Raw genomic sequence first — 22,340 nt, 5'->3', positions numbered from 1 at the left:
CCCTCGGCAATGCGATCGGTCACCGAGCAATGCCTGTACTCCCACGATGGCACCTCGGGTGGAGGTCGCAACCCGGGGCGGCCACGGTCCTCTCCGCCCCACCGCCCAGGCCCTCCGGCTCCTCGTCCCGGCGGTACTTCACCGGTCGCCAGGCGCCCCACGGCGTATGGGGCTGCTTGAACAGCCGGAAACATCCGCCTCCAGTTGGGCAGTCCGGCCCGTGTACCCAAACCCACCCGGCCGGGCCCAGGACGACCACCCGGCTCGAAGAACCGCCACCCCGCCACCCGCTACGACATGGGCCAGACCGCCAAACGCCCTGCGACACTCACCGCCCTGCGTGATGCCCGATGTCCAGGACAAGCCCAGGGGATCCGCGCCCCCGCTTCCCATCCACTTGCCCCACCAGGTATCTTGCATCGCATGGAACCAGGTGATTCGACCAAGCAGGCCCGGGCAGCCGCCCAACTGCGCAAGGGGGTCCTGGAGTACTGCGTACTCGCCCTGATGCGGGACCGCCCCCGCTACGGCGTGGAACTCCTCCACGCCCTGGAGGACTCCGGTGCCCTGGCCACCAGCCAGGGCACGGTCTACCCGCTGCTCTCCCGGCTCCGCCGCGACGACCTGGTCACCACCACCTGGCAGGAGTCCGCCTCCGGACCACCCCGTCGCTACTACGCGCTCACCGACAGCGGCCGGGCAGCACTCGACGAGTTCACCCGCGTCTGGCCCGGCTTCCGCAACGCCGTCGACGCCTTCCTGACCACCCCCCACCCCTCCACCGGAGACCTCGCATGAAGACCTCTACCGACCTTGTACGCGACTACCTCTCCACCGTCGAACGCGAGGCCTCCGCGCTCCCCGCCGACCGCCGCCAGGAACTCCTCGCCGACCTCACCGAACACATCGAGGTGACGCGCGCCGAACGCCCCGATGCAGCGATCGGCGAGGTCCTGGCGGAGCTGGGGGACCCCCGCACGATCGCGGCGACCGCGCTGGCCGAGGCGGAAAACGGGGCCGCTGGGGCCCCGGCCCGGAGCGGTGTCGGTGCACCCGCCCGGCGCGGCAAGGTGCACCCCCTGGTCCCGCTCCTGATGCTCACCTGCTCGCTGCCCTTCATCATGATCTTCCCCGGCCACCCCGGACCGCTGATCGGCGTCCTGTTCCGCGTCACCGGCGCGGTACTTCTCTGCACCTCAGTGCACTGGACCGCCGTCCAGAAGACCACTGGCGTAATGCTTACCGCCGTCCTGCCAACTGCCGTCATGACCGCCTGGAACGAGTCCAGCGGCGGCCCGGCGGGCGACACCCCGGCCCTCCTGGCCAACCTGGCGACGGTCGCTCTGCTGGCCGGTACGGCAACCTGGCTCTGGCGGGTCCGCCGCGCCTGAGCGCGGCCACAGCCCTCGTACCCGGCACTCACTCCAAGGAGTGACCACACGACCAAGCCCACTGTTGAGGAACAAGCTCGAGAGGTCGATGACCGCCCACCAGCGACCTGGTAGCCCTGCCACCGCACGGCATCGAGCGGCAGTTCGGCGGCATGGACGCACAGCAGCCGCTCGAAGAGGCCATCCACGCCTTTGACTTCCACAAGGGCTGCCCGCCATGAGCGACCGTCAGCGCCCGGTCTTGAGGAGCCGGTGGCCTGAGCGTCCCGTCGCGTGCGGGCATATCCCGCCGATGCCCTGCGGGAGCAGGACGGTGGTACAGGCGGTGGAGCGGCAGTATCGACGGTCCGATCGTGCCCGGTGCGTAACCACCACGTACTCACCTGCTCCTGGGCCCGTGGACTTGGCCTGACCGTCAAGACCATCGCCAGGCCGAGCCCAAGGGCGCGACCGACTTCGTGCTTGTGCCGCGGCGGTGGATCGTGGAGCGGTCGGGCCAACCCGTGCAATGTGCCGACCTGCCGAAAGGCGGCCGTCGCCAGGTGACGATCCCGCATCGAGGTACGGAGATTCCCGGTGAACCGCCGTACGCCGACGTAGTCGGTACGGGTGGCCGCGGCCGGTGCGCGCCGGTGCCGGAGGAGGCGCGATCGAGCCAACCGGCACGGTTCCGGCCGCTGTTCGTAGAGAGTTGTCCGCGAACTCTCCCGGAATTGTCCGTGATCGGTAACAGACGCATCCCCTGGCCGCCGTGCCTCGTCCTGCCAGGTGGTCGCAAGGCGACCGGGAATCGGCGAGGGACTGCGCGAAAAGGGGCGGACATGGCACGGCATGGCGGCGGGCGAGGCTGGTACGGCAAGGTGGCCGGGGCGGCGCTCGGGGTGACGATGCTCGCCACCGGCGCCTCGCTGTGGACCGCCCAGGCCGGCACCGCGGGCAACTCGACACCAGAAGCGACCGCGCCGGCCACGCCGAGCAGTGACGTCAAGCCGGTCGCAGCGACCATCGCGCACGCCTCGGAGGCGGGGGCGCGCGGCATCAACATCACCATCGACGACGGCCCCGACCCCGTGTGGACCCCTCAAGTGCTCGACCTGCTGCGCGAGTACGGCGTGAAGGCCACGTTCTGCATGGTGGGTACGCAGGCGCAGGCCCACCCGGACCTCGTGAAGAAGGTGGTCGCGGCCGGACACCGGCTGTGCGACCACTCGGTGTCGCACAACACCGCCATGGACAAACAACCCCAGGCCTACCAGTCACAGCAGATACTCGACGCCGAACGCATGATCACCAAAGCGTCCGGGGGCGTACGCCCGATGTACTACCGGGCACCCGGCGGGGCCTTCACCCCCTACAGCCGCAACCTCGCCGCTTCCCGGGGCATGCGCCCGCTGGGCTGGAACGTGGACAGCAAGGACTTCGAGCGTCCGGGCACGAACGCCATCGTCGCCACCGTCGAGCGAGAGCTGCACAACGGACCGACACTCCTCTTCCACGACGCGGGCGGCGACCGCACCCAGACCGTCCAGGCCCTGCGCCGCCTCCTCCCCCGACTCAAGGAACAGGGCTACTCCTTCGGCTTCCCGGTCCACTGAGCCCCGGCCATGGCCGGTCCCGGCGTTCGAGGCGCCGGCCCCGGGTCAGCCGTTGGAATGTGCCGACCAGCTGACGAGCGGCCGTCGCAAGTTCCGTGCGTGTGGGAAATCCCTGGTCGAGCGGCGGCGGGTCGGCCGTACGCCCCCTCGCTCCGCCCCGGCTGGCTGCCGTGGCGAAGCAAGGGGGCGTACGGGGTCGGGCTCAGCAGATGCTTGCGCGCCGACGCCGGCGCAGCACGGCGGCCCCACCCGCGAGGACGAGTGCCGCGCCGGAACCGCCGGCAATCAGCGGGATGGAGGACGAGGCGTCGTCCGCCTTGTGCCGGGGGCTGTAGCCGCTGGAATACCCCTTGGTGTCGTACTCCGAGCCGGGCAGCTTGTCGGCGTAGCGGGCCTTGACCAGTTTCTGGTAGTCGCTGAGCGACACCGACGCCTGGCCGCCCAGTCCTTGCCGGGCCTGGTCGTTGAGTGGCTCGACGGTGGTGAGCTTGAGCTGGTACCAGCCGCGGATCTGCGGCTCGGTGAAGACCAGCGCGCCCACGGTGGCCTTGCTGGCGTATGTGGCGTCGCTGTCACCGTCGCGCACGGCCGCCAGGTGCCAGCCGCCGCCCTGGGTGGGGGCGAGCATGACGGTGGCGTTGCGGCCGTTGACGGTGGTGTTCAGCGAGGAGACAAGCTGCGCCAGCTTGACCGCCTCGGTGGGTAGTGGCTGGGAGGTGCCCGCGACGAACCCGGGGGTGATCTCGTTCAGCGCCAACGGGTCCTTGACCGTGAAGGCCGGGAGGCCCTGGCACGGCTCGGCCGTCTCGGGGATCGTCTGCACCGGCCCGCCGGTGCCGCCGCTGGGCACCGGGGTGCTCAGGAAGCGGCAGACGGCGTTGCGGACGTCGGCGGACTTCACCGCGTTGAGGGCGGCCTGGTAGTCGGGGATATCGGCCGAGAGGGGGTCCTTGGCCGGGGCCGCGTGGGCCGGACCGACGACGGACAGTAATGCGGATGCGCTCAGTGCGAAGACGATGGACAGGCGGGAGAAGCGAGAGTCCGCCCGCTTGCTGGACGTTCTGGTGCCGCTGGTGTCGCGCATGTCGCCTGCCTTAGCGGGAGATGCCGATGCGGGAGTGGGTCCACTTGGACGAGCCGTTGCTGACGTAGTCGTTGTATTTCCACCAGGTGTACGTGGCGGTGTCCGGCCACGGGTCGGCCACCGCGATCGTGGTGTTCGACGTGTCGAAGCCGTAGACCACGTTCATGTGGCCGCCACCGGACGTCCACCCGATGCGGGCACCGATCGGCCGGGCCGCCTTGACGTCGGTGTACACCTGGTTGAACGTGGCCGCGCTGCTCAGGCCCGAGCCGGAGTGGGCCATGCCGAGGCTGCTCCAGCCCCTGGCCATGTCGTCGAGCGTGGCGGGCTGGTTGTTGCAGCCGTAGGCGGGCTGGGCCCGGTTGCAGAAGTCCGTCTGTGTGGAGCCGAAGCCCTGGAACTTGGCGATGGTCAGCCCGGAGGCAACCCAGCACCACTGGGTCTTCTCCTGCTTCAGCATGCCGATGGTGTCCTGACCCGCTTCCGCGTGAGCCGTGCCTCCCGCGGCCGCGAGCGATCCCAAGGCGGCCAGCACGATGGCCGCCGCCGTGGTTCCGTACCTGAATCTCCCCATGTTCCTGCCTTCCCCTGATGGGTGCGACGAGATGAGCGGGGCAATCTGACACGAATATGACAGCGCAACATGTCTAAGCCATATAGGGTCCTTGCGGAAATTCCACCCCTACTGATTATTTGTCGGTTAATCGCGTAACCCGGGTGGTGGTCCTGGCTGGGAGGGTTGTTCCATCAGCTGGGCGGTGACCAACCCGGGTCTGCCAGCACGCACTCTTGGGCCTTGACGTTCGACCTGGTCTCGTTCGTAGAGGGTGCTGGGTCGTTTGACGGTTTCGCCCACGTCGTGGTGGGTGACGGGATGCCGGTCCTGAAGCCGGGTGGCCGTCCGGGGCCGGGGCGTGTGACCTTCTCCCAGGGTTTGCGATGGTCGGCGGCGAGCGGGGCGGCGAGGAGGAGTTGGGTGTGGGCGGTGATGACGCGCCAGGTCCAGCGGTCCGCCGCCTGGGGGGTCACGCAGCCGTCTCGATACCTGCAGGCGGTTCCGTTCTCGACCACCGCCCCGATGCGACCTGCGCCCGTCACCGGGGCGAGGCAGCATCGGGGCCGACTGATGATCGTTCAGCGTAACGGCGGCACACGGCGCCCGCCCATCGAGCCGTAGACCCGTTCACCCACCGAGTGTCTCCGCCATGCGGTCCAGGTCGGCGAGAAGGGCGGCGAGGCGTTTCGGCGGGACGGCGTCGGTCATCTGCTGGTCGATGGCGTAGACGGCAGAGCGTGCCGCGGCGAGGCGGCGACGGCCCTCCTCGGTGAGGTGGGCGGGCAGGGCGCGGCCGTGGTCGGTGGTGGTCGCGCGGATGATCAGGCCGTCGTCCTGCAGTCCGCGCAGGACGACGTTCATGGACTGCCGGGTGACGAAGGTGCCGCGGGCCAGTTCGGCGTTGGACAGCCCGGGTTGCTGGTCGAGCAGTTCGAGGCAGGCGTACTGCGGCACGGTCAGTCCGTACTCGCGCAGGGCCCTGTCCATCGCGCCGCGTAGGGCGGCCGCGGCGCGTTTGAGGCGGTAGCCCAGTCGCTCGGTCACGTCGGTGGTCGGGATCGGGCCGGTGGTTGTCCCATCGCTCATGTCAGGAGTTTGACATACATGAGCGAAGACACCTACCTTCGCGTATGTCAAAGTCCTGACATCGAGCAAGTCTGAGGAGCACCCCCATGGCCACCGCCGTTTCCGTCACCGGGCCCGACTTCATCGCACTGCAGGTGCGTGACGTCGAGACGGCCGCCGCTTTCTTCGAGACGCAGCTCGGGCTGCGCCGGGCCCCCGCCTCGCCCCCCGGCGCCGTGGTGTTCACCACCGAGCCGGTCGCCTTCGCCGTCCGCGAGCCCCTGCCGGGCGTGGACCTCGACAGCGTGGAGCGGCCCGGCCTCGGCGTCGCCCTGTGGTTCAGGACCAGCGACGCCCAGGCCCTCCACGACCGCCTCCAGGCCGCCGGGACCCCCATCGTCAAGGCACCGCAGGACGGCCCGTTCGGCACGATGTTCACCTTCCTCGGCCCTGAGGGCTACGCCATCACCGCCCACGGGAGCTGACCGTGCACGCCTTCACCATCACCCCGCAAGGACCCTTCTCCCTCGCAGCCGCTCTCGGCTTCCTGAAGGGATTCACCCCCGCCAGGTATCACGACACCGCACAAGGCCAGGTGCTGCGCCTGGCATTCCCCGCCGACGACGGCCACTCGACCGTCGGCGTCGAAGTGAGGCAGGGAGACGGCCCCCAGGGCATCGTGGAGGCGCAAGCCATGGTGGACACCGGCCCGCCCGGCGAGGGGCGGGCCGGGACGGCCCCAGAAACCGAGCCCGTTCCGCCTTCCCCCGGGATGGATACGGTGCGGCAGCAGCTGGCGCGCATCCTCTCACTCGACGTCGACGGCGGCGGCTTTCCCCAACTCGCCAAGGGCGACCCCGTCGTAGCCGACCTCATCTCGGCATTCCCGGGACTGCGGCCGGTGTGCTTCCACTCCCCGTACGAAGCAGCGGCCTGGGCGGTCATCGGCCACCGCATCCGCATGGTCCAGGCCGCCGCCATCAAGGCCCGCATCGCCGAACACCACGGCCAACACGTCACCGTCGCCGGCCGCACCCTGCACGCCTTCCCCACCCCACTGGCCCTGCGCCAACTCGACCGCATCCCCGGGCTGCCCGACACCAAGGTCGAACGCCTGCGCCACCTCGCGGACGCAGCCCTCGCCGGCGACCTCAACGCCGGCCAACTGCGGGCGATGCCGGCCCAGGACGCCCTTGCCCACCTTCAGGCCTTGCCCGGCATTGGCCCGTTCTCCGCCGAGCTGATCCTCATCCGCGGCGCCGGACACCCCGATGTCTTCCCACGCCACGAACCCCGACTGCACGCCGCGATGGCGCGCGCCTACGGCTTGAGCAATCAGGACGCCTCCGACACGAACCGCCTCGCCGACATCAGCGACCACTGGGCGCCCTACCGCAGCTGGGTCGCCCTCCTGTTGCGCACGCACAGGGGGACGTAACCATGCGCCGTCTGGAATCACCCGACCAGCCGCATCCCGTTCGCGACCCGTGCGGCGCCCGGTTCAAAACAGCCACACCGACTCGGGCAGACCCCGGGGCATGTGTTGATCACTCGACCGAGCGGGGAACGGCGAGCAGGGCCGGTGAATTCCATGGGTCTGGTCGGAATTTCGTGACGGTCACGATCGCGTAGTCCTCGGTGTGGTGTCTGGGCTGCGGGAACGCCCTGGTCATGGGCCGGCCACTCCCGCCCACCCGTAAGGGCCGCCTGCTCGGGGCATCACTCAACCGGCTCACCCTGCGCAAAAGCGGAGCTGGCCGTCAATGAACCTGTACGGCGCCACCGGCCCATGAACGACGAGGCCGCGCACCTGCGGCCCGACGACCCGCTGGAGATTGTTATGGCGGGCACATACGAGGTGGTCGACACCGCCCCGGCCTCGCAGCGATGCCGACTCCGCCGAACTGGCGGCGCATTTCCAGGAGTCCACGTAGCGACGGAGTCCACGGGCGCTCGCGCCGAAGGTCTTCTGAACTCTCCGGCCGAACACCGACCCTCCGCGCGTCGCCATCGGCAGCGTTCGGGCCAATGTCCGTGCCCGGAGAGGAACATGATGGGTATTCAGGCATCCATCCCGTTGCGCAAAGCGGCATTTCATGCCCTGCCCCAGAAGCCCGTACGGTCGGATTCATGGAGTGGAATTTTCAGACGGCCGAACAACTCGCGGCTGCCTTGCGCGCCGGTGAAGTGAGCTCGGCGGAACTGACCGACCATGCGATCGCCCGTATCGAGCGGGACGACAAGACGATCAACGCGATCTGTGTACCGGACTTCGACCGTGCGCGGGCCGCCGCGCGCAGTGCCGACCAGGCACGCGCCCGCGGTGAGGACCAGCCGCTGCTCGGCATTCCGGTGACGGTCAAAGAGTCCTACAACATCGCCGGGCTGCCCACGACCTGGGGCATGCCGCAACACCGGGACTTCATGCCGGCCGAGGACGCGGTGCAGGTGTCGCGGCTCAAGGCCGCAGGCGCGGTGGTGCTCGGCAAGACCAACGTGCCCGTCGGGCTGCAAGACGTGCAGAGCTTCAACGAGATCTACGGCACCACCAACAACCCGTGGGATCACGGTCGCACGCCGGGTGGGTCCTCCGGCGGATCAGCAGCCGCCCTGGCGTCCGGATTCGGCGCGCTGTCCATCGGCTCCGACCTCGCCGGTTCGTTGCGCACCCCCGCACATTTCTGCGGCATCTACGCACACAAGCCGACACTCGGGCTCGCGGCGAACCGCGGTATGGTCCCGCCGGACGCGCCGGCATTGCCGGTCGACCCTGACCTCGCCGTCGTCGGTCCGATGGCGCGCACCGCCCGCGACCTCACGCTCCTGCTCGACGTCATGGCCGGACCCGACCCGCTGACGCTCGGTATGGCGCACCACTTGACGCTGCCACCCGCGCGCCACGAGCGGCTCAGCGACTTCCGGGTCCTGATCCTCGATGAGCATCCCCTCATACCAACCGGGTCCGCCGTGCGGGCGGGCCTGAACCGGGTGGCCGACGCGCTCGTCGACGCCGGCGCCCGCGTGGAGCGACACAGTCCACTGCTGCCCGACCTGACCGAAGCCGGTATGCTCTACACGCAGTTGCTGTTCTCGAGCACCGTTGCGCGTTTTCCCGTCGAAGCGTACGAGCAGCTGCGGACCCTCGCCGCCCAACTGAGCGCAGACGACCAGAGCCTCGATGCGGCGCGGCTGCGCGCCATGGTCTTCAGCCACCACGACTGGATCGAGGCGAACAGTCGTCGCGAGCTCCACCGCCACGGCTGGCGGCAGCTCTTCGCCGAGTTCGACGCCGTGGTGTGTCCCATCACGCCCACTCCCGCGTTCCCGCACGACCACAACCCCGATCCGCGGCAACGCCGGCTCGACATCGACGGCGTCGAGTACCCGTACTTCGACCTGCTCGTCTGGGCCGGTCTGCCCACCATGCCCGGCCTACCCGCCACCGCCATACCCACAGGCCGCTCCCCCGAGGGCCTGCCGGTGGGAGTACAGCTCATCGGTCCGATGTTCGAGGACCGCACCCCGCTGCGGCTGGCCGAACTGCTCGAACAGGAGATCGGCGGCTTCCAGGTACCGAAGTAGGGCGTACGACCTGGTGTCCGTCGCAGTGCCCGGCCCGGCAGGGTCGGGCACTGCGGTCGGTCGAGTGGAGCGAACCGGGCGGTCGGCGCTCGGCCGGAGGCTGCGGAGCGTTTCGGAGCGTTTCGGAGCAACACGGGTCCCCGTCGATGTCGACGAGGACCACGGGCGGGTGCCGGGGTGGCTCCGGCGACAACACGGGTCCCCGTCGATGTCGACGAGGACCACGGGCGGGTGCCGGGGTGGCTCCGGCGCCCGGGGGCCCAACGCGAGGGACGGCTGGCGGTCGCTCGTCTCAAAGACCATGACGGCCCACCACCGCTGGCCGTCCTCCACCGTGTCGGTGCCGCACGCCGCCACCAGGTGCAGTCGGCCATCGTGGCCAGGACCTCCCCCGCTGTGGCAGGAGTGCCGGAGCGTGGTGGGCGAGGCAGAGGATGCAGGCGCGACCGTCCGGATCAGCGGCCGACGAGTCCGTGGAGCCGCCCACCACGGCACCGGGGAACTCGGACGGCTCGGCAGCCCTGTGACGTACGAACTCGCCTCCCTTGCGGCCCCCAGAACCCGGTGACTCCTCACGCGACACGGATCAACGCACAACTCACCTTTCATTCCTGGCCGTCAGGTCCACTGGCACGGGTTCACCTGACACAGCCGCGTGATCACATGCCGGTTCTGCAACCCACCTCAACCACTTCTCAGGTGGCCTGCTCAGTCGCCCAGCTGGGTACTTTCGTGGACTGCCCCCTGGGGAACGACTCGATCGTCCACACGTGATCGGGCAGTTCGTCTCATCAGGGCCAGGGACTGTCCGGGGGATCGTGCCGGACAGGCCCCTGGCCCCGAGGAGGGCTCAGCGCTTGAGCGTGAAGGTGAAGTCACCGGAGAGCTTGCCGCTCAGCCGGATTGCCGAAACGAGTTTCCCCTCCGTGATCAGTCTCTCGACCTCAGCACGCGAAAGACCGCAACCTTCAGCGATCAGCCGCACCGGCCGGACGGGGATCCGCGCAGCAAAGCGGACCGAGACATCGATCACCTCGCGGTCCAGGTGATCCGATCCGCCGGTGTCGAGGCGCCAGGCGTCGTCCCAGTCGAGGGCGATGCGATTACGGCGCCGAACGACCGGATCCTGGAGCAGCTCAGCTGCCAGGCCAGGGTCGTTGTCATGCAGCCGGTCCAGCAGCTCAGGTCGTACGGAGCGCACGTTGATCCGCTCCAGGACCGCGAGCTTTGCCGTGTCCCCGCATGCGGTACAGAGCGCGAGGAGCCAGGCGTCGATGAGCTTGTGGTTTGCGTTGACGCGAAATTTGCCGTTTGCCCGGAAGCGCTCGGACGCGCACGTGTGGCAACGGCGGAGAACGGTGGGCAGGCAGGTGGGCATGACCACCCAGTCATTGAGCACAGAAGTACACCGGTTTCAGTGAGAAGTCCGCAGCAAAAAGGAGCGCGGCGCACATGCGCGACGCGCGACACATCAGCTCTCGGGAGGTCTCACAGGGTGTACAACGGGACGTCCTTGCCTGGATGACTTGGCTCCGCAGCACGGTAAGGCAGCACAGCGGCGCTGTTCCACTGGTTTTCGAGCGCCTCACCGCCAGGTCCTGTCCGGCGGATCATGGACAAAGCCAGAGCCGGACCGCGGCGACAGTGATGGTGCCGTGCGAGGCACAGGCCCGCTTGTTGGGCGTCGCCGTTCTTGGCGGCCTCCTTGCCTCCACGACGGCGGACCAACCTCTCGAAACCGTTCAACCGTCCCGGCGAGACCGTGAACGCCAATCCCCGCCTGAGCCGCTGCCGCGTATGCCACGCGAAATGGTGTTCGGGCCCCATCGCTCCCGTCGCGGTCCCGGCCAGTTCGCGCACCCGCACCACGACAACCGCCCAGCCGGCCCTCCAGACCGTCACCCGCCGTGCGGCCCACTCCGGCTGCGGCTCCGGCTCCTGTTCACCCAGCACCTTCGGAAGCGCCAAGTTCGGGGATGCGGTGATGGGGGCCCTGCCCGGAGCACCGTGCCGACTCTGCGCTCGCTGGTGCTCCTACACCGCCCTTCTGCGGGCCGGCCAAAGAGGGTGCGGACAGAGCCCGATCGGACCGCCGCCGCTTTCAAGGTTCGAGACGGCCTCACGGCCGTGGAATTGGCGGACGTCGCCTTCTGGCCCAGAGCAACAGGAACACCGAACACACCGCGGCGAACGCGCACCACGTCGAGATGTACTCCTGCCGCCACAGCACGAAGGAGGCCGCGGCCCCAACGGCAACCAGGACACCGAACAGGACGAGGCCCCGGTCGCCGGAGAGGAGCAGGGAGCCGATGGTGGCGAAGAGGTAGCCGATGACGGTCAGCTCCGCCTGCGGCAGCCCCAGGAAGTACCCGACGGTGTGCCCACGGATCTCGGCCGTCACGGTGCGGGTCGCCAGCGCGTAGGTGAGTGCCGCCGCCGTCGCGGCTCCCACCGCCAGGGGAATGAGCAGGCGGCGACGGGCGCTCGGCGGCGCGGCGCACAGCACGGCCGCCGGTACCCACAGCACCAGCAGCGGGAGCGCGATGACGGCCCAGGCGACAGTGGCGGGCCCGGTGCCCCCGTGGTTGTGCCACACCGCGGCCTCGATGATCTGATGGCTCCCCAAGAGGAGAGGCAGCGCGGCCAGCGGCAGGTCACGGGGGCGTCGGGCCGCCAAGGTCACCGAGGCGGCCCCCACCGCCATAATGCCCACGCCCGCAACGAGGTCGGCCGTCGCACTCCAGCACATGCCAGCAACGCTACGGCCGCGCTGGTGAGGGAGCGCGCCGGACACTCCTTCGGGGCTACGCCCGGCATCCCGGGCGAGTCGAAGGTCCCGCGGCACTGGGGCCCGACGGCGGCGCCGACGGCTCCATCCGGTAGCACCCTGTCGGGGGCGGAATCAATCGTTTCCGCCCCCAGTCGGTACCGCCCGGCCGGGGGGTTGCTGATCTCCGTCAGTAGGGCATCCAAGCCGACCTCGCCCGGGTCCCGCTTGAGCAGCACCAACAGCGCGGCGCCGTCCTCGCTCCACTCATTCGACTATGATTACAAGATTACAACGGAGTGATCGCAGTCCAACGCAGGGAGGGACGGGAGTCGATGAGCCTTCGTCAGTTCGAGTACGCCCTGGCTGTTGCCGAGGAGGGTTCGGTGACGGCGGCGGCGGAGCTGCTGCACGTCGCTCAGCCGTCGGTGTCCCAGCAGATCCGCGGCCTGGAGCGGGAACTCGGTGTGAAACTGTTCACCCGCACGCCGACCGGGCTGGTGCCCACCGTGGTCGGCCGCGCGTTCCTGCGGGAGGCGGAGGTCGCGGTCAGCGCGTCGCGGCGGGCGAGGGCGACGGCGCGGGCCGGTGCCGATGAGCTGGTGGGCGAGCTGGTGGTCGCGGTGCAGATGGGCTTTGGCACACGGCAGCTGCCGGGCGCGCTGGGCGCGCTGCGCCGCCGCTTCCCGCGGTTGGAGGTCACCGTCTTCGAGGAACCGAGCTCCGCCGAGCTGGAGCGGCTGTGCCGCCGGGGCGTGTTGAACCTTGCCCTGATGGCGGCGTGCGAGCGAAGCCCCGCCGACGCCCACCACCTCGGCGACGAGGAGTTCGTCGTGGTGCTGGGTGCCGGGCACCGGCTGCTCGCCGCTGACCGGGTCGAGCTGCGCGAGCTGGAGGGCGAGCCGTGGGTGAGGTTCGACCGCGACAGCGCGCTCGACGGCGTGCTGCGGGAGGTGCTGCGGGACAACGATCTGGCCCCGACCACGGTCGCCCGCGTGTCCCAGACGGCGACGGCCGTGCGCTGGGCCGACCACGGGCTGGGGGTGACGCTCGTCCCGGCCTCCGCGGTGCCCCACGGTTACGAGCACCTCGTGCGCCCGGTGTTCCCGGTCATGTCCCAGCCCGTCATTGCCGTGGTCCGGCACGGCGCGGGCCCGGCGGAGGCGGCCCTGCTCGACCTCCTGCGTCAGGAGACCTGGTCCGAGTCCGCTTCCTTCTCACCGGTGTCCTGACGGGCGAGAAGGAAGCGGGCACCGCTCAATTCCTTGTGTCGAAACTGGTGTTCCGGAATGCCGCCGACGTCAACCCCTGGGGAATTCACCGCCGTCCACGACGAGATTGCTCCCGGTCAGCCAGCTCGCCCGGTCGGACACGAGGAACATCACCGCGTGGGCGATGTCGTCGGGCTGACCATCTCGCCCCAGCGGCACGGTGGTGTTGTCCTGGCCCGGCCCCGGAGCCAGGCGCGCCCACTGCTCCCGCGTTGCCTCGCCGCCGGGGGTGGCGACTTTGCCGGGAGTCACGGTGTTGACCCGGATTCCGAACGGGGCCAGCTCCAGGGCCAGTCCCCGGCTGTAGTTCTCCAGCGCCGCCTTCGCCGCCGTGTAGTGCAGGAACGGAGGTGGCGTGAGGGGGACCGCGGCCGAGGAGACGTGCACGACCACCCCCGAACGCCGTTCCCGCATCCCCGGTGTCAGCAGCGAGTCCAGCCGCACCGAGGCCAGGTAGTTCAGGTCCAGTTGGTCCTGCCACTCCTCGTCGGGGATGGCCGAGGCGTCCTGGTACGGTCGCGCCCCACCCGCGTTGTCGACCAGGATGTCCACCCCGCCGAGCACCTCCTGCGCGGCCGCGGCGAGCGTCTCCGCTCCGGCCCGTGTCCGCACGTCGGCCTCCACGAAGGTGGCCCCCTCCGGCACCGCGCCCCTCCCCGACCTGGCGGTCGTGAGCACCTCGGCGCCCGCGTCCAGGAGTTGGCGCACGATGGCCGCTCCTATCCCCCGAGAACCACCTGTGACCAGGGCCCGCTTTCCCGCGAGTTCTCGCATTCCCGAGCCGCTTTCGATCGTGGTCATGCCACCGGTCCTCTCGATCACGAATTCGTCCGCTCGACGTAAGAAGAATCGGCGTGCGCAGAGCGCGAATCTTCGGATAAATCGCGGTGAGCACCTCGTCGAGCAGTTTGACGGTACGTCCGGAAAAGAACGAGAGGCAAAGACGAAATGTCAGCAGGTGCTATAGGGAATTCCTATAGCACCCCGGCCCCTCGCCCGTGGCCGGCGCGGCAGCGGCCTCGCGAAGGCAGGATTCACGCCGTCGCTGAGCGAGGTCGCCGCCCCGTGGGGCGGCACTCCGGCGCTCGGACTTGCCCTGTCAGGTCAAGGAACCCGGGACGCGGGACTGGGAACGCGCGGCCACCCGCTGGCAGCGCGACCTGCCGCCGGCCCCTACGCCGGCTACTCACCGCTCACCCGCCCCCACGTGATCCTCGCCCGGCACGCACAGCTCCAGCTCCAGCTCCAGCACGAGATGCGCGCGGTCCGGGTGGCCCTGCAGACCAGCCGGGCCGAGCTGCCCACACCGGGCGTGGCGGAAGCGGTCATCGAGAACACCATCCGGATGTACGCGACGGAGCTGGGCCGCCTCGCCCGCGGAGTCCGCCGGTGACGGACGCGCTGATGGGCGACCACCCGTACCCGGTGCAGCGGCGGCCGACGACATCACGGTAGCGAGCCGGGCGAAGTGTGCCTGTCACCCCGGGAGTTCCACTCCGCGGCTCCGGCCGCGTCGCCTTGGTCGGCGAGGCACTCCGCGTAGCGCCTGAGGATGCGCACGTGTCGCTGCACGCCGGGTTCGCCGTAGGAGGCCCTCAGTGAATGCCGGCTGCGGGTGAGGAGGGCGTCGGACGACCTACGGGCGTGACGACGGCCGATCGCGTCCGAGCGCTCGGGGGCGTCGGTCGACGGCTCGGTGGAGTGCAGCGATCTGTCCAACTCCTCGGTGCGGATGATGGCGGCCATCAGAACGGGGCCGCGCCGACCCGCAACCAACTGCCGTACCGCCGGGGCCGTCAGCGCCTCGTCGCCGAAGGAGTTCTGGAACTCGTCGAGCCAGACGACGGACTGCGGCAGATCGACGCCCTCCCGGACCGGGGCGTTGAGCTGCGCACCCGTCTCTATATGGGGCAACCCCCAGAGGGGGACCTCGGCGCACAGCGCCTCGTACAGGCAACGGCTCTTGCCCGCCGCCGCCTCACCCACCAGCACCGCGAGCCCGCCGGTCCGGATGTGTGCCCTGATCCATGCGCGGATGTCGGAGTCGATCCGGCGCGGAATGTATTCCTGCAGGCTGCTCGACAACCCCTTGATCGGCGTGCCCAGGCAGGGGGATCGCCGTGTGAATGCTCAACGCCATGCGCTCACGGGAGTCGACGACCCGTTGTGCCGGGCCGAGGAGCGCGTTCCTCACGGCGGAGCGGCGTACGACTCGTTCGACGGGCTAGGCCAGCCGTGTTCCCAGAGCTTCCACGGCCCTCTTCCCGGTGATGGCCGCACACGCGACGAACGCACCCACGGTGGCCGCTGCCCAGGTCGGCCCCGGGCCCGCCCGGCGGCGAGCACCACCGAGGTCGCTGCCAGTACGGCGCCCGCAGCGACCGCCCCGGCCGCCGTCCACAGGTCGAATCGCCGATCCCCCATGGAGCGAGGATGCCGCACTTGGAGCCCGCCCGTGGCCGGCTCAGGCGAGTGCCGCTCCCAGGGCCACGAATCCGCAGATCAGCACGAACCGGAGGGCGAGCGCGGGGAGACGCAGTCCCCGCGGCAGCCGACGCCAGGGCGTGTGCTCGTCGGCGGGGAGCACTTGCAGGTTGCCCCGCCTCGCACAGCGGGTCCAGGAACGCGAACAGCTCCTCGGGCCGCTTGTCCATGTGCGCCGTGGCCTTCAGGAGCACCGGGTCGGCGACCGGCACGGCCGTGCCCGCGCCCGGCAGTTGGAAGCGCACGACAGCCGTACGCGTCATGCAGGCGCAATTGGTACCGGTGCAGCCCGCCCCGCGGCCGCGACGGCACTCAGCCCACCGTCCTCCTGGTGCTCGGGGCCGGGCATGCGCATGACGGTGCCGCCTGTCCGGGGCCCCTCAACTCGCTCTTACCACCAGCCGTCTCCCCCGTTCCCGGTTCCTGCCCCACGGCGGATCCCATGCTCGCGCCGGCCTCGGCGAGCACGTCGCGGATCACGTGGCGGACGTCGCGTGCCATCCCCGGCGGGATGCAGCCGACCCGTCAAACAGGCCGCAAGCAGGAGGGCCTGGCACACGCAACCGTGGGCTGCCCGTCTGCCGTTCGGCTGCCTTACGACGGCCGGGGGGGTAGGCGGTCAGATTCTCCGGGCACCGTAGAAGCTGCCGAGGTAGCTCATCTTCTCGTAGCGGACAAAGGCACCGGGCTTTGGAGCGTGCAGCACCATGCCGTTGCCCGCGTAGATGCCGACGTGCAGAAGGTTGTTGAAGAAGACCAGGTCGCCGGGGGCGAGCTCGTTGAAGCTGACCGGGCTGCCGTCGTTGATCTGCGTGTACGTGACCCGCGATATGTGGACGTTCACCTGGGCGAAGGCCCACTGGGTCAGACCCGAGCAGTCGTAGGAGTCGGGGCCTTCGTGGCCGGACTGGTACGGCTTGCCGATCTGCGTCGCGGCGGCCTGCAGTGCGGCGTAGCCGCGCCCGGACCCCGGCTTCTCGTGGCCCAGGTTCACGCGCTCGCCGGCGCCGCGGCTGGCGCGGTTGTCGTCCTGCTTGAGTTCGGCGCGCTCGGCGGCGGTGAGGGTGTTCAGGAGCGTCCGCGCCTCGGCGAGCTTGCCCTGGAAGGCCCTCTTCCTCTCACCGGCCGTCTTGCGGACGTCCGCGAGGTCGGCGAGCTTGCGGGCGGCCTCGGCACGCTTCTGCGCCAGGGCCCGCTGCTTGGACTGGATGGTCTCAAGGGCCTGCGCCTGCCTGGCGCCCAACTGGTCGACCGCGGAAGCCTTGTCGAGGTAGCTGTCCGGGTCGGCGGAGAGGAAGAGCGAAATGGACGGGTCCAGGCCGCCGGAGCGGTACTGGGCGCTGGCGAGCGAACCGATGCCGTTTCGCAGGACGTTGAGCTCGGCCTGCCCGCGGGCCACCTGGTCCTGGAGGGCCGTCACCTCCTTCTGGAGGGCGGTCTGCTTCTCGTTGGCCCCGTTGTACTCCTCGGTGGCCTTCTCCGCCTGGTGGTAAAGCTCGTCGACCTTCGACTTCACCTCGTCCTTGCTCGGCTTGGCAGGCGCGGCGTTGGCGGCCTGGGAGCTGAGGGCGACGGCTGCAGCGGCGGTCGCCGTGAACACGGTGACACGGGCGCGGCCCGGATGCTTGGGACGACGGTGGGACCCCACGGAAGGCAGCTCCTTCTTCCTGAGAGCCGCCGAACTGCGCAGACATGGCGGCCCCTTCGCCGACACCCCGAATAGGTGATCCATCGCGCGAAGGTTCGAGACCTGACCTTAGTGACCAAGTTGTGATCGGTTCAAATCCCCGTGAGAAAAATCTGCCTCACGAAGCACAGTTTTTACACACATCGCACACGTGGTACGCGGGGTCAACGGCAGTGCTCACTCAGGGGGTATGGCGGGGCACCAGCGCGTGACGGCTCGGGAGCCAACACACTGCCACCGCGGGCAGGCCGCGGTCCGCTGGTCAGCAGTGGACGCCGCCTCGCCCGACTTCCCGCGTCGGGTCAGGATCCTTCAACCACTGCGTGGTCTGCGGACGGGCAGGGTTGCCGAGGGCGGGGGCCGACGTCTTTCGCCACTGGGCGGGCACAGGGCATCGTGTTGCCCGTGAGCGACATTGCCCTCTACTTCCCGTACGCCAACCTGCCCGGCGACGCGTGGGTCAAGGCCGCGGCCTTGCACTGGCCGCAGCTCGGGCGCATCCTTCCGGTGGGGTACCGGGACCTGCGGGACTCGGACACGGTCAAGCGGCTTCGGGACGAGCTCGACTTCCTCGTGGATGTGAGGCCGGACCGGGGACGGATCCGCGGGTCCTGGGTGAGTGGCGACATCTTGACGAGAGTGGACCCGGGCTTCCTCCCGCGGGATCCATGGCCAAGTACCGAGGATCAAATAGACGCGCTGTTCTTCGACTTCCTCAACCGGTACCAGCTTGAACTCATCCCGCGGTACGGCGCCCACGCACTCGGGATCGAGTCCCTGCGCACCCGGGACGTGTACGACGAACTCCTGCCGGTCGACAGCCGGTTGGAGGAGGTGCATCCGACGAAGCTCTCCTATGACCTGACGGTACGGCTGGCGGACGCCGGGCTGCTGGTTTCACAGAACTACCAGTGGCGCCGCGCAGACGACGGAAGAGTCCTCGACGTACACACCGTTGCGATGCACCGAAGCCTGGCCCGCGTCTACTTGACGATCCTCGCGGACGTGGTGGCGAGGGAGAACGGGATGACCCCGGTGACCGACCAGGCACTGACCTGTGCCGCCACCTCGGGCTGGACGATCGACGCCATGGCGCACGCCCTGCTCGCCGACGAGACCGGGACGACGACGGAGGGGCGAGTCGACGCCCATCAGACGTTCGCCGTGCTGGCCCTGCAGTCCGTCCTCCCCGGCGATATCGCCGAGGTCCCGGTAGAGCGGATCATCGAGGCACGGCGACGCCTGCTGCCGGAGCTGATGCGGTTCCGCGCGTTCCTCGACTCCCTCGCGCCGGACTTCGTCGAGATCAGCGGGGTGCGGGATCCCGAGGTGAGAGCGGCCAGGCTGCGCAACCATGTGGAGAGGAACATCGCGCAACCGATCGAGACGATGGAGCGTGAACTCGGGCGGCTCGGCATGCAACCCGCCCGGGCCGTACTGAGCCTTCAAACGCTCGTGCCTCCAACGGCGCTGGGCGTACTGGCCAATACCGTGAACCTGCCATCCGCCGTCACCGGGGCGGGTGTGGTCGCCGGGTGCCTCGTCGGAGCGACGAAGGGCGCGCTCGACCAGCGCAGACAGGCCCTCGCGGGCCACCCCGCCGGATATCTGCTGAACCTGCGCCACGAACTGGGCCCCTCGGAGACCGTCGCGCAGATCCGCTCCGCCATGCGACGAGCCGCACCCCGCCGGCGACGCGGACGGTGGGCTGGACTCCGCGGACGCCTCGGGCGCTGAACGCCGGGTGCGTCGTACGGGACGTACGTCGTACGGGACGGTGATGCGGCCGTTGCGACGCCGTACGACTGCTGCTTCGCCTCGACGGCGCTGCTATGCCTCTCGGAGGTGCTGCCGCTCGGGGTCCGGCCCGGCATCCTGCCGAGGAAAGGGGACGAGATCGGGCTCGACCCAGCCGTTCTTCGCCTGCGACCCGGCCAACGTGGCCGAGCGGTAGAAGCGGGACAGCAGGCGCTTGTCGAGCACTGCGGGGTTGCGGTCGGCGAACGCGGTGAAGTCCCCTGCGGAGGGCTCACCCGCGTGGTGTGCGACCAGTTCCACCCAGGCGCGGCTGACGGTCACGTGGTACTTCTGGGGCGCGCCTGCGTAGCGGGCGGTTCGCTGGATGCCATCGCTGACCGGGCCGTCCGCTGCCGGCATGCCGCACCGTCGCACAGCAAGCCACGTCAGGTGTATGTGCTCGCGGTGGCCGAACCGCTCGGCGCCCGCCATCACTTCGGCCATCAGCTCCGCGAACACGGACGCGGACGCGTCGCCGTCGGCCTGCGCCGCCACCTCTCCTGCCCGGTCACGACGACACCTCCGTCACGGCCTGCAAGGTCTGGCGGAGTACGGCGACCGCCTCGGCGGGCAGGTTGCCGAGCGCGCGCCGCTCCACCCCCGCGAACGCCTCCCGGATGGTGTCAGCGGCCATGCACCCGGACGGGTGAGCTCGATGAGCGCCGCCGGCGGTCCCCCGGCAGGGCACCACGGGTGATGTGATCAAGCTGGGCCCCCACGAACCGGGCGGCGTCGGCCGGAGGCATCCCACCGTCCTCGTACGCTTGCCCCGTGCCAGCCTCAACCCCTCTGCGACGCGTCGCCGTCCTCGTGCTCGAAGGCGCGAAGCCGCTCGACGTCGGCATTCCCGCGCAGGTGTTCACGACCCGCGCGAGTATGCCGTACGAGGTACGGGTCTGCGGGGCGGAGCCCGGACTCGTGACCGGTGGTGACGGCCTGTCATACGCCGTCGCCCATGGCCTCGACGCGCTCGCGTGGGCCGACCTCGTCTTCGTCCCCGGCTACCGCTTCCCGGGCCGCGAGGACCCGCCGCGGGCAGTCCTCGACGCGCTGGTCGCCGCCCACGGCCGGGGCGCGCGGCTCGCCGCGATCTCCACGGGTGCCTTCGCGCTCGCCGCCACGGGCCTGCTCGACGGCAGGCGCGCGACCACGCACTGGCACTACACGCGGGCACTCGCCGAAAAACACCCCCGCGTACGGGTGGACGCGAACGTCCTGTTCGTGGACGAGGGCAGTGTGCTGACCTCCGCCGGTGCCGCCTCCGGCATCGACCTGTGCCTGCACATCCTGCGCGGCGACCTGGGTGTGGCCGCGTCCAACCACGCGGCCCGGCGCCTGGTCGCGGCGCCCTACCGCAGCGGTGGGCAAGCACAGTACGTGCCTCGCAGCGTTCCCGATCCGCTGGGCGAACGGTTCGCCGCCACCCGCGAGTGGGCACTGCACCGCCTCGACGAACCCCTCACCCTGGAGGCGCTGGCCCGGCACGCGGCGGTGTCCGCGCGCACCTTCTCACGGCGCTTCGTCGAGGACACCGGGTACACGCCGATGCAGTGGGTCATGCGCGCCCGTATCGACATGGCCCGTGAGCTGCTGGAGCGTTCTGAGCGGAGTGTGGAGCAGATCGCGACGGATGTGGGGCTGGGGACGGGGGCGAATCTGCGGCTGCACTTCCAGCGGGTACTGGGGACGACGCCGACGGAGTACCGGCGGACGTTCGCGCGAGGGGAGTGAACCCTCGGGGCGGCTCGATGCGGGGCGCTCGCTCGGCGCAGGGCGGCGGGGCGACTCGCGCCCCTGCCGCAGTGCCCCGCCGCCCTTGGCGAGATCCTTTCGAACCATGGCGCTCACGCCTCTGCCGCTGCCGGGCGTCCCACGCGAGTCTGGAGGCGAACCGAAGGGACGGACATCACCCATGACTCGCATCGCCATCAACGGATTCGGCCGCATCGGACGCAACGTGCTGCGCGCGCTGCTCGAACGAGACAGTGATCTGGAGGTCGTCGCCGTGAACGACCTCACCGAGCCCGCCGCCCTCGCGCGGCTGCTCGCCTTCGACTCGACGGCCGGCCGGCTCGGGCGGCCCGTGACCGTGGACGGGGACACGCTCGTCGTCGACGGCCGCCGCATCAAGGTGCTCGCCGAGCGCGACCCGGCCGACCTGCCCTGGGCCGAGCTGGGCGTCGACCTCGTCCTGGAGGCGACGGGCCGCTTCACCTCGGCGAAGGCCGCCCGCGCCCACCTGGACGCGGGCGCGAAGAAGGTCCTGGTCAGCGCGCCGTCGGAGGGCGCCGACGTCACCCTCGCGTTCGGGGTCAACAACGACGCGTACGACCACGAGGCGCACACGATCGTCTCGAACGCCTCCTGCACCACGAACGCGCTCGCGCCGCTGGCCTCGGTGCTCGACGAACTCGCCGGGATCGAGCACGGGTTCATGACGACCGTGCACGCGTACACCCAGGAGCAGAACCTCCAGGACGGCCCGCACCGCGACCCCCGCCGCGCCCGCGCCGCCGGGGTCAACATCGTGCCGACCACGACGGGCGCGGCCAAGGCGATCGGCCACGTCCTGCCGAACCTCGACGGCAAGCTGTCCGGCGACTCGATCCGGGTGCCCGTGCCGGTGGGCTCGATCGTCGAGCTCAACACCACCGTCGAGCGTGACGTGACGCTCGACGACGTGCTGGCCGCCTACCGCGCGGCGGCGCAGGGGCCGCTCGCGGGCGTGCTGGAGTACTCGGAGGACGCGCTGGTGTCCTCCGACATCACGGGCAACCCGGCCTCGTCCATCTTCGACTCGGCCCTCACCCGGGTGGACGGCCGCCATGTCAAGGTGGTCGCCTGGTACGACAACGAGTGGGGTTTCTCCAACCGGGTGATCGACACACTGGAGCTGCTCGCCGGGCGGTGACAGCCGGGCGCCGGGGCGGTCCGAGCCGCGACATCGGGCACGGGCCGCACGTCACCACCGCCGCGTGCGGGCTGGTCACCCGCCTCACCCAGCTGGAAACCCGCGTCCCACCACGCCGGACACACGCCGAGACCGAAAGCTACGCAGGAG

The 22,340-nt window shown here is 70.0% G+C and carries 21 protein-coding genes and 2 pseudogenes; 12 read left to right on the top strand and 11 right to left on the bottom strand.

Going from position 1 to position 22,340, the window contains the following annotated elements:
- Window positions 1-189 precede the first annotated feature (189 nt).
- The 4 genes and pseudogenes from ACZ499_RS31855 to ACZ499_RS31840 all read left to right on the top strand — a co-directional run.
- Window positions 190-339, top strand: a pseudogene (locus ACZ499_RS31855) (NF041680 family putative transposase); the annotation flags it as partial.
- 84 nt (window positions 340-423) lie between these two features.
- Window positions 424-798 (top strand): PadR family transcriptional regulator, encoded by a 375-nt coding sequence (locus tag ACZ499_RS31850; protein WP_037696304.1) that lies wholly within the window; start codon window positions 424-426, stop codon window positions 796-798.
- Window positions 795-1,391, top strand: a complete 597-nt coding sequence (locus tag ACZ499_RS31845) for an HAAS signaling domain-containing protein (protein ID WP_468679660.1) — start codon at window positions 795-797, stop codon at window positions 1,389-1,391. The genes ACZ499_RS31850 and ACZ499_RS31845 overlap by 4 nt, the downstream gene beginning before the upstream one ends.
- Before the next feature lie 821 nt (window positions 1,392-2,212).
- A complete protein-coding gene (locus ACZ499_RS31840) occupies window positions 2,213-2,986 on the top strand; it encodes a polysaccharide deacetylase family protein (protein WP_468679659.1) in 774 nt (257 codons plus the stop codon).
- 202 nt (window positions 2,987-3,188) lie between these two features.
- Here the strand turns inward: ACZ499_RS31840 and ACZ499_RS31835 are convergent, their stop codons facing one another.
- The 4 genes and pseudogenes from ACZ499_RS31835 to ACZ499_RS31820 all read right to left on the bottom strand — a co-directional run bounded on the left by ACZ499_RS31835 (window position 3,189) and on the right by ACZ499_RS31820 (window position 5,712).
- Entirely contained in the window at window positions 3,189-4,070 is an 882-nt protein-coding gene (locus ACZ499_RS31835; RefSeq protein ID WP_468679658.1) for a hypothetical protein, read from the bottom strand.
- Between the two features lie 10 nt (window positions 4,071-4,080).
- On the bottom strand, window positions 4,081-4,644 hold the full coding sequence (locus ACZ499_RS31830; protein WP_468679657.1) for a papain-like cysteine protease family protein: 564 nt from the start codon (window positions 4,642-4,644) through the stop codon (window positions 4,081-4,083).
- A 228-nt stretch (window positions 4,645-4,872) separates the two neighbouring features.
- Window positions 4,873-5,096: pseudogene (locus ACZ499_RS31825) on the bottom strand (NF041680 family putative transposase); the annotation flags it as partial.
- A gap of 157 nt (window positions 5,097-5,253) precedes the next feature.
- Entirely contained in the window at window positions 5,254-5,712 is a 459-nt protein-coding gene (locus ACZ499_RS31820) for a MarR family winged helix-turn-helix transcriptional regulator (RefSeq protein WP_468679656.1), read from the bottom strand.
- 86 nt (window positions 5,713-5,798) lie between these two features.
- On the opposite strand from ACZ499_RS31820, the gene ACZ499_RS31815 reads away from it, so the two are divergent.
- The 3 genes from ACZ499_RS31815 to ACZ499_RS31805 all read left to right on the top strand — a co-directional run bounded on the left by ACZ499_RS31815 (window position 5,799) and on the right by ACZ499_RS31805 (window position 9,273).
- Window positions 5,799-6,176, top strand: coding sequence for a VOC family protein (locus tag ACZ499_RS31815; RefSeq protein WP_468679655.1), 378 nt, complete (start codon window positions 5,799-5,801; stop codon window positions 6,174-6,176).
- A 2-nt stretch (window positions 6,177-6,178) separates the two neighbouring features.
- Window positions 6,179-7,129 (top strand): DNA-3-methyladenine glycosylase family protein, encoded by a 951-nt coding sequence (locus tag ACZ499_RS31810; protein WP_468679654.1) that lies wholly within the window; start codon window positions 6,179-6,181, stop codon window positions 7,127-7,129.
- 692 nt (window positions 7,130-7,821) lie between these two features.
- Window positions 7,822-9,273 (top strand): amidase, encoded by a 1,452-nt coding sequence (locus tag ACZ499_RS31805; protein WP_468679668.1) that lies wholly within the window; start codon window positions 7,822-7,824, stop codon window positions 9,271-9,273.
- An 850-nt stretch (window positions 9,274-10,123) separates the two neighbouring features.
- Here ACZ499_RS31805 and ACZ499_RS31800 read toward each other — a convergent pair.
- On the bottom strand, window positions 10,124-10,672 hold the full coding sequence (locus ACZ499_RS31800) for a DUF1062 domain-containing protein (protein ID WP_468679653.1): 549 nt from the start codon (window positions 10,670-10,672) through the stop codon (window positions 10,124-10,126).
- A gap of 720 nt (window positions 10,673-11,392) precedes the next feature.
- Entirely contained in the window at window positions 11,393-12,022 is a 630-nt protein-coding gene (locus ACZ499_RS31795) for a DUF6629 family protein (protein ID WP_468679652.1), read from the bottom strand.
- Between the two features lie 353 nt (window positions 12,023-12,375).
- Between ACZ499_RS31795 and ACZ499_RS31790 the strand changes: the two genes are divergently transcribed.
- Window positions 12,376-13,272, top strand: a complete 897-nt coding sequence (locus ACZ499_RS31790) for a LysR family transcriptional regulator (protein ID WP_468679651.1) — start codon at window positions 12,376-12,378, stop codon at window positions 13,270-13,272.
- A gap of 69 nt (window positions 13,273-13,341) precedes the next feature.
- Here ACZ499_RS31790 and ACZ499_RS31785 read toward each other — a convergent pair whose 3' ends face one another.
- Window positions 13,342-14,112: an oxidoreductase gene (locus tag ACZ499_RS31785; protein ID WP_468679650.1), complete on the bottom strand. Its 771-nt coding sequence runs from the start codon at window positions 14,110-14,112 to the stop codon at window positions 13,342-13,344.
- 406 nt (window positions 14,113-14,518) lie between these two features.
- Between ACZ499_RS31785 and ACZ499_RS31780 the strand changes: the two genes are divergently transcribed.
- A complete protein-coding gene (locus ACZ499_RS31780; RefSeq protein WP_468679649.1) occupies window positions 14,519-14,704 on the top strand; it encodes a hypothetical protein in 186 nt (61 codons plus the stop codon).
- Window positions 14,705-14,757: 53 nt separating this feature from the next.
- Here ACZ499_RS31780 and ACZ499_RS31775 read toward each other — a convergent pair whose 3' ends face one another.
- Window positions 14,758-15,396, bottom strand: a complete 639-nt coding sequence (locus ACZ499_RS31775; RefSeq protein ID WP_468679648.1) for a hypothetical protein — start codon at window positions 15,394-15,396, stop codon at window positions 14,758-14,760.
- Window positions 15,397-16,414: 1,018 nt separating this feature from the next.
- Window positions 16,415-17,443: a C40 family peptidase gene (locus ACZ499_RS31770; RefSeq protein WP_468679647.1), complete on the bottom strand. Its 1,029-nt coding sequence runs from the start codon at window positions 17,441-17,443 to the stop codon at window positions 16,415-16,417.
- Between the two features lie 444 nt (window positions 17,444-17,887).
- Here ACZ499_RS31770 and ACZ499_RS31765 point away from each other — a divergent pair, with 444 nt between their 5' ends.
- Window positions 17,888-19,219, top strand: a complete 1,332-nt coding sequence (locus tag ACZ499_RS31765) for a DUF6236 family protein (RefSeq protein ID WP_468679646.1) — start codon at window positions 17,888-17,890, stop codon at window positions 19,217-19,219.
- Between the two features lie 93 nt (window positions 19,220-19,312).
- Here the strand turns inward: ACZ499_RS31765 and ACZ499_RS31760 are convergent, their stop codons facing one another.
- Window positions 19,313-19,774, bottom strand: a complete 462-nt coding sequence (locus ACZ499_RS31760; protein WP_468679645.1) for a hypothetical protein — start codon at window positions 19,772-19,774, stop codon at window positions 19,313-19,315.
- Between the two features lie 13 nt (window positions 19,775-19,787).
- Window positions 19,788-19,913, bottom strand: a complete 126-nt coding sequence (locus tag ACZ499_RS31755) for a hypothetical protein (RefSeq protein ID WP_468679644.1) — start codon at window positions 19,911-19,913, stop codon at window positions 19,788-19,790.
- Window positions 19,914-20,050: 137 nt separating this feature from the next.
- Between ACZ499_RS31755 and ACZ499_RS31750 the strand changes: the two genes are divergently transcribed.
- Together ACZ499_RS31750 and gap are read left to right on the top strand one after the other, a co-directional pair.
- Window positions 20,051-21,010 (top strand): GlxA family transcriptional regulator, encoded by a 960-nt coding sequence (locus ACZ499_RS31750; protein ID WP_468679643.1) that lies wholly within the window; start codon window positions 20,051-20,053, stop codon window positions 21,008-21,010.
- A 181-nt stretch (window positions 21,011-21,191) separates the two neighbouring features.
- Complete coding sequence (gene gap, locus ACZ499_RS31745; protein WP_371656551.1) at window positions 21,192-22,190, top strand: type I glyceraldehyde-3-phosphate dehydrogenase; 999 nt, start codon at window positions 21,192-21,194, stop codon at window positions 22,188-22,190.
- Window positions 22,191-22,340 lie beyond the last annotated feature (150 nt).

The sequence above is a fragment of the Streptomyces sp. NPDC031265 genome (assembly GCF_055570295.1).
This window is presented reverse-complemented; position numbering and strand designations above follow the sequence as displayed.

Excerpts from the sequence above, each read along its gene's own strand:
- ACZ499_RS31850 (WP_037696304.1), top strand. The coding sequence starts at position 424 with ATGGAACCAGGTGATTCGACCAAGCAGGCCCGGGCAGCCGCCCAACTG.
- ACZ499_RS31845 (WP_468679660.1), top strand. The coding sequence starts at position 795 with ATGAAGACCTCTACCGACCTTGTACGCGACTACCTCTCCACCGTCGAA.
- ACZ499_RS31840 (WP_468679659.1), top strand. The coding sequence starts at position 2,213 with ATGGCACGGCATGGCGGCGGGCGAGGCTGGTACGGCAAGGTGGCCGGG.
- ACZ499_RS31835 (WP_468679658.1), bottom strand. The coding sequence starts at position 4,070 with ATGCGCGACACCAGCGGCACCAGAACGTCCAGCAAGCGGGCGGACTCT.
- ACZ499_RS31830 (WP_468679657.1), bottom strand. The coding sequence starts at position 4,644 with ATGGGGAGATTCAGGTACGGAACCACGGCGGCGGCCATCGTGCTGGCC.
- ACZ499_RS31820 (WP_468679656.1), bottom strand. The coding sequence starts at position 5,712 with ATGAGCGATGGGACAACCACCGGCCCGATCCCGACCACCGACGTGACC.
- ACZ499_RS31815 (WP_468679655.1), top strand. The coding sequence starts at position 5,799 with ATGGCCACCGCCGTTTCCGTCACCGGGCCCGACTTCATCGCACTGCAG.
- ACZ499_RS31805 (WP_468679668.1), top strand. The coding sequence starts at position 7,822 with ATGGAGTGGAATTTTCAGACGGCCGAACAACTCGCGGCTGCCTTGCGC.
- ACZ499_RS31795 (WP_468679652.1), bottom strand. The coding sequence starts at position 12,022 with ATGTGCTGGAGTGCGACGGCCGACCTCGTTGCGGGCGTGGGCATTATG.
- ACZ499_RS31790 (WP_468679651.1), top strand. The coding sequence starts at position 12,376 with ATGAGCCTTCGTCAGTTCGAGTACGCCCTGGCTGTTGCCGAGGAGGGT.
- ACZ499_RS31785 (WP_468679650.1), bottom strand. The coding sequence starts at position 14,112 with ATGACCACGATCGAAAGCGGCTCGGGAATGCGAGAACTCGCGGGAAAG.
- ACZ499_RS31755 (WP_468679644.1), bottom strand. The coding sequence starts at position 19,913 with ATGGCCGCTGACACCATCCGGGAGGCGTTCGCGGGGGTGGAGCGGCGC.
- gap (WP_371656551.1), top strand. The coding sequence starts at position 21,192 with ATGACTCGCATCGCCATCAACGGATTCGGCCGCATCGGACGCAACGTG.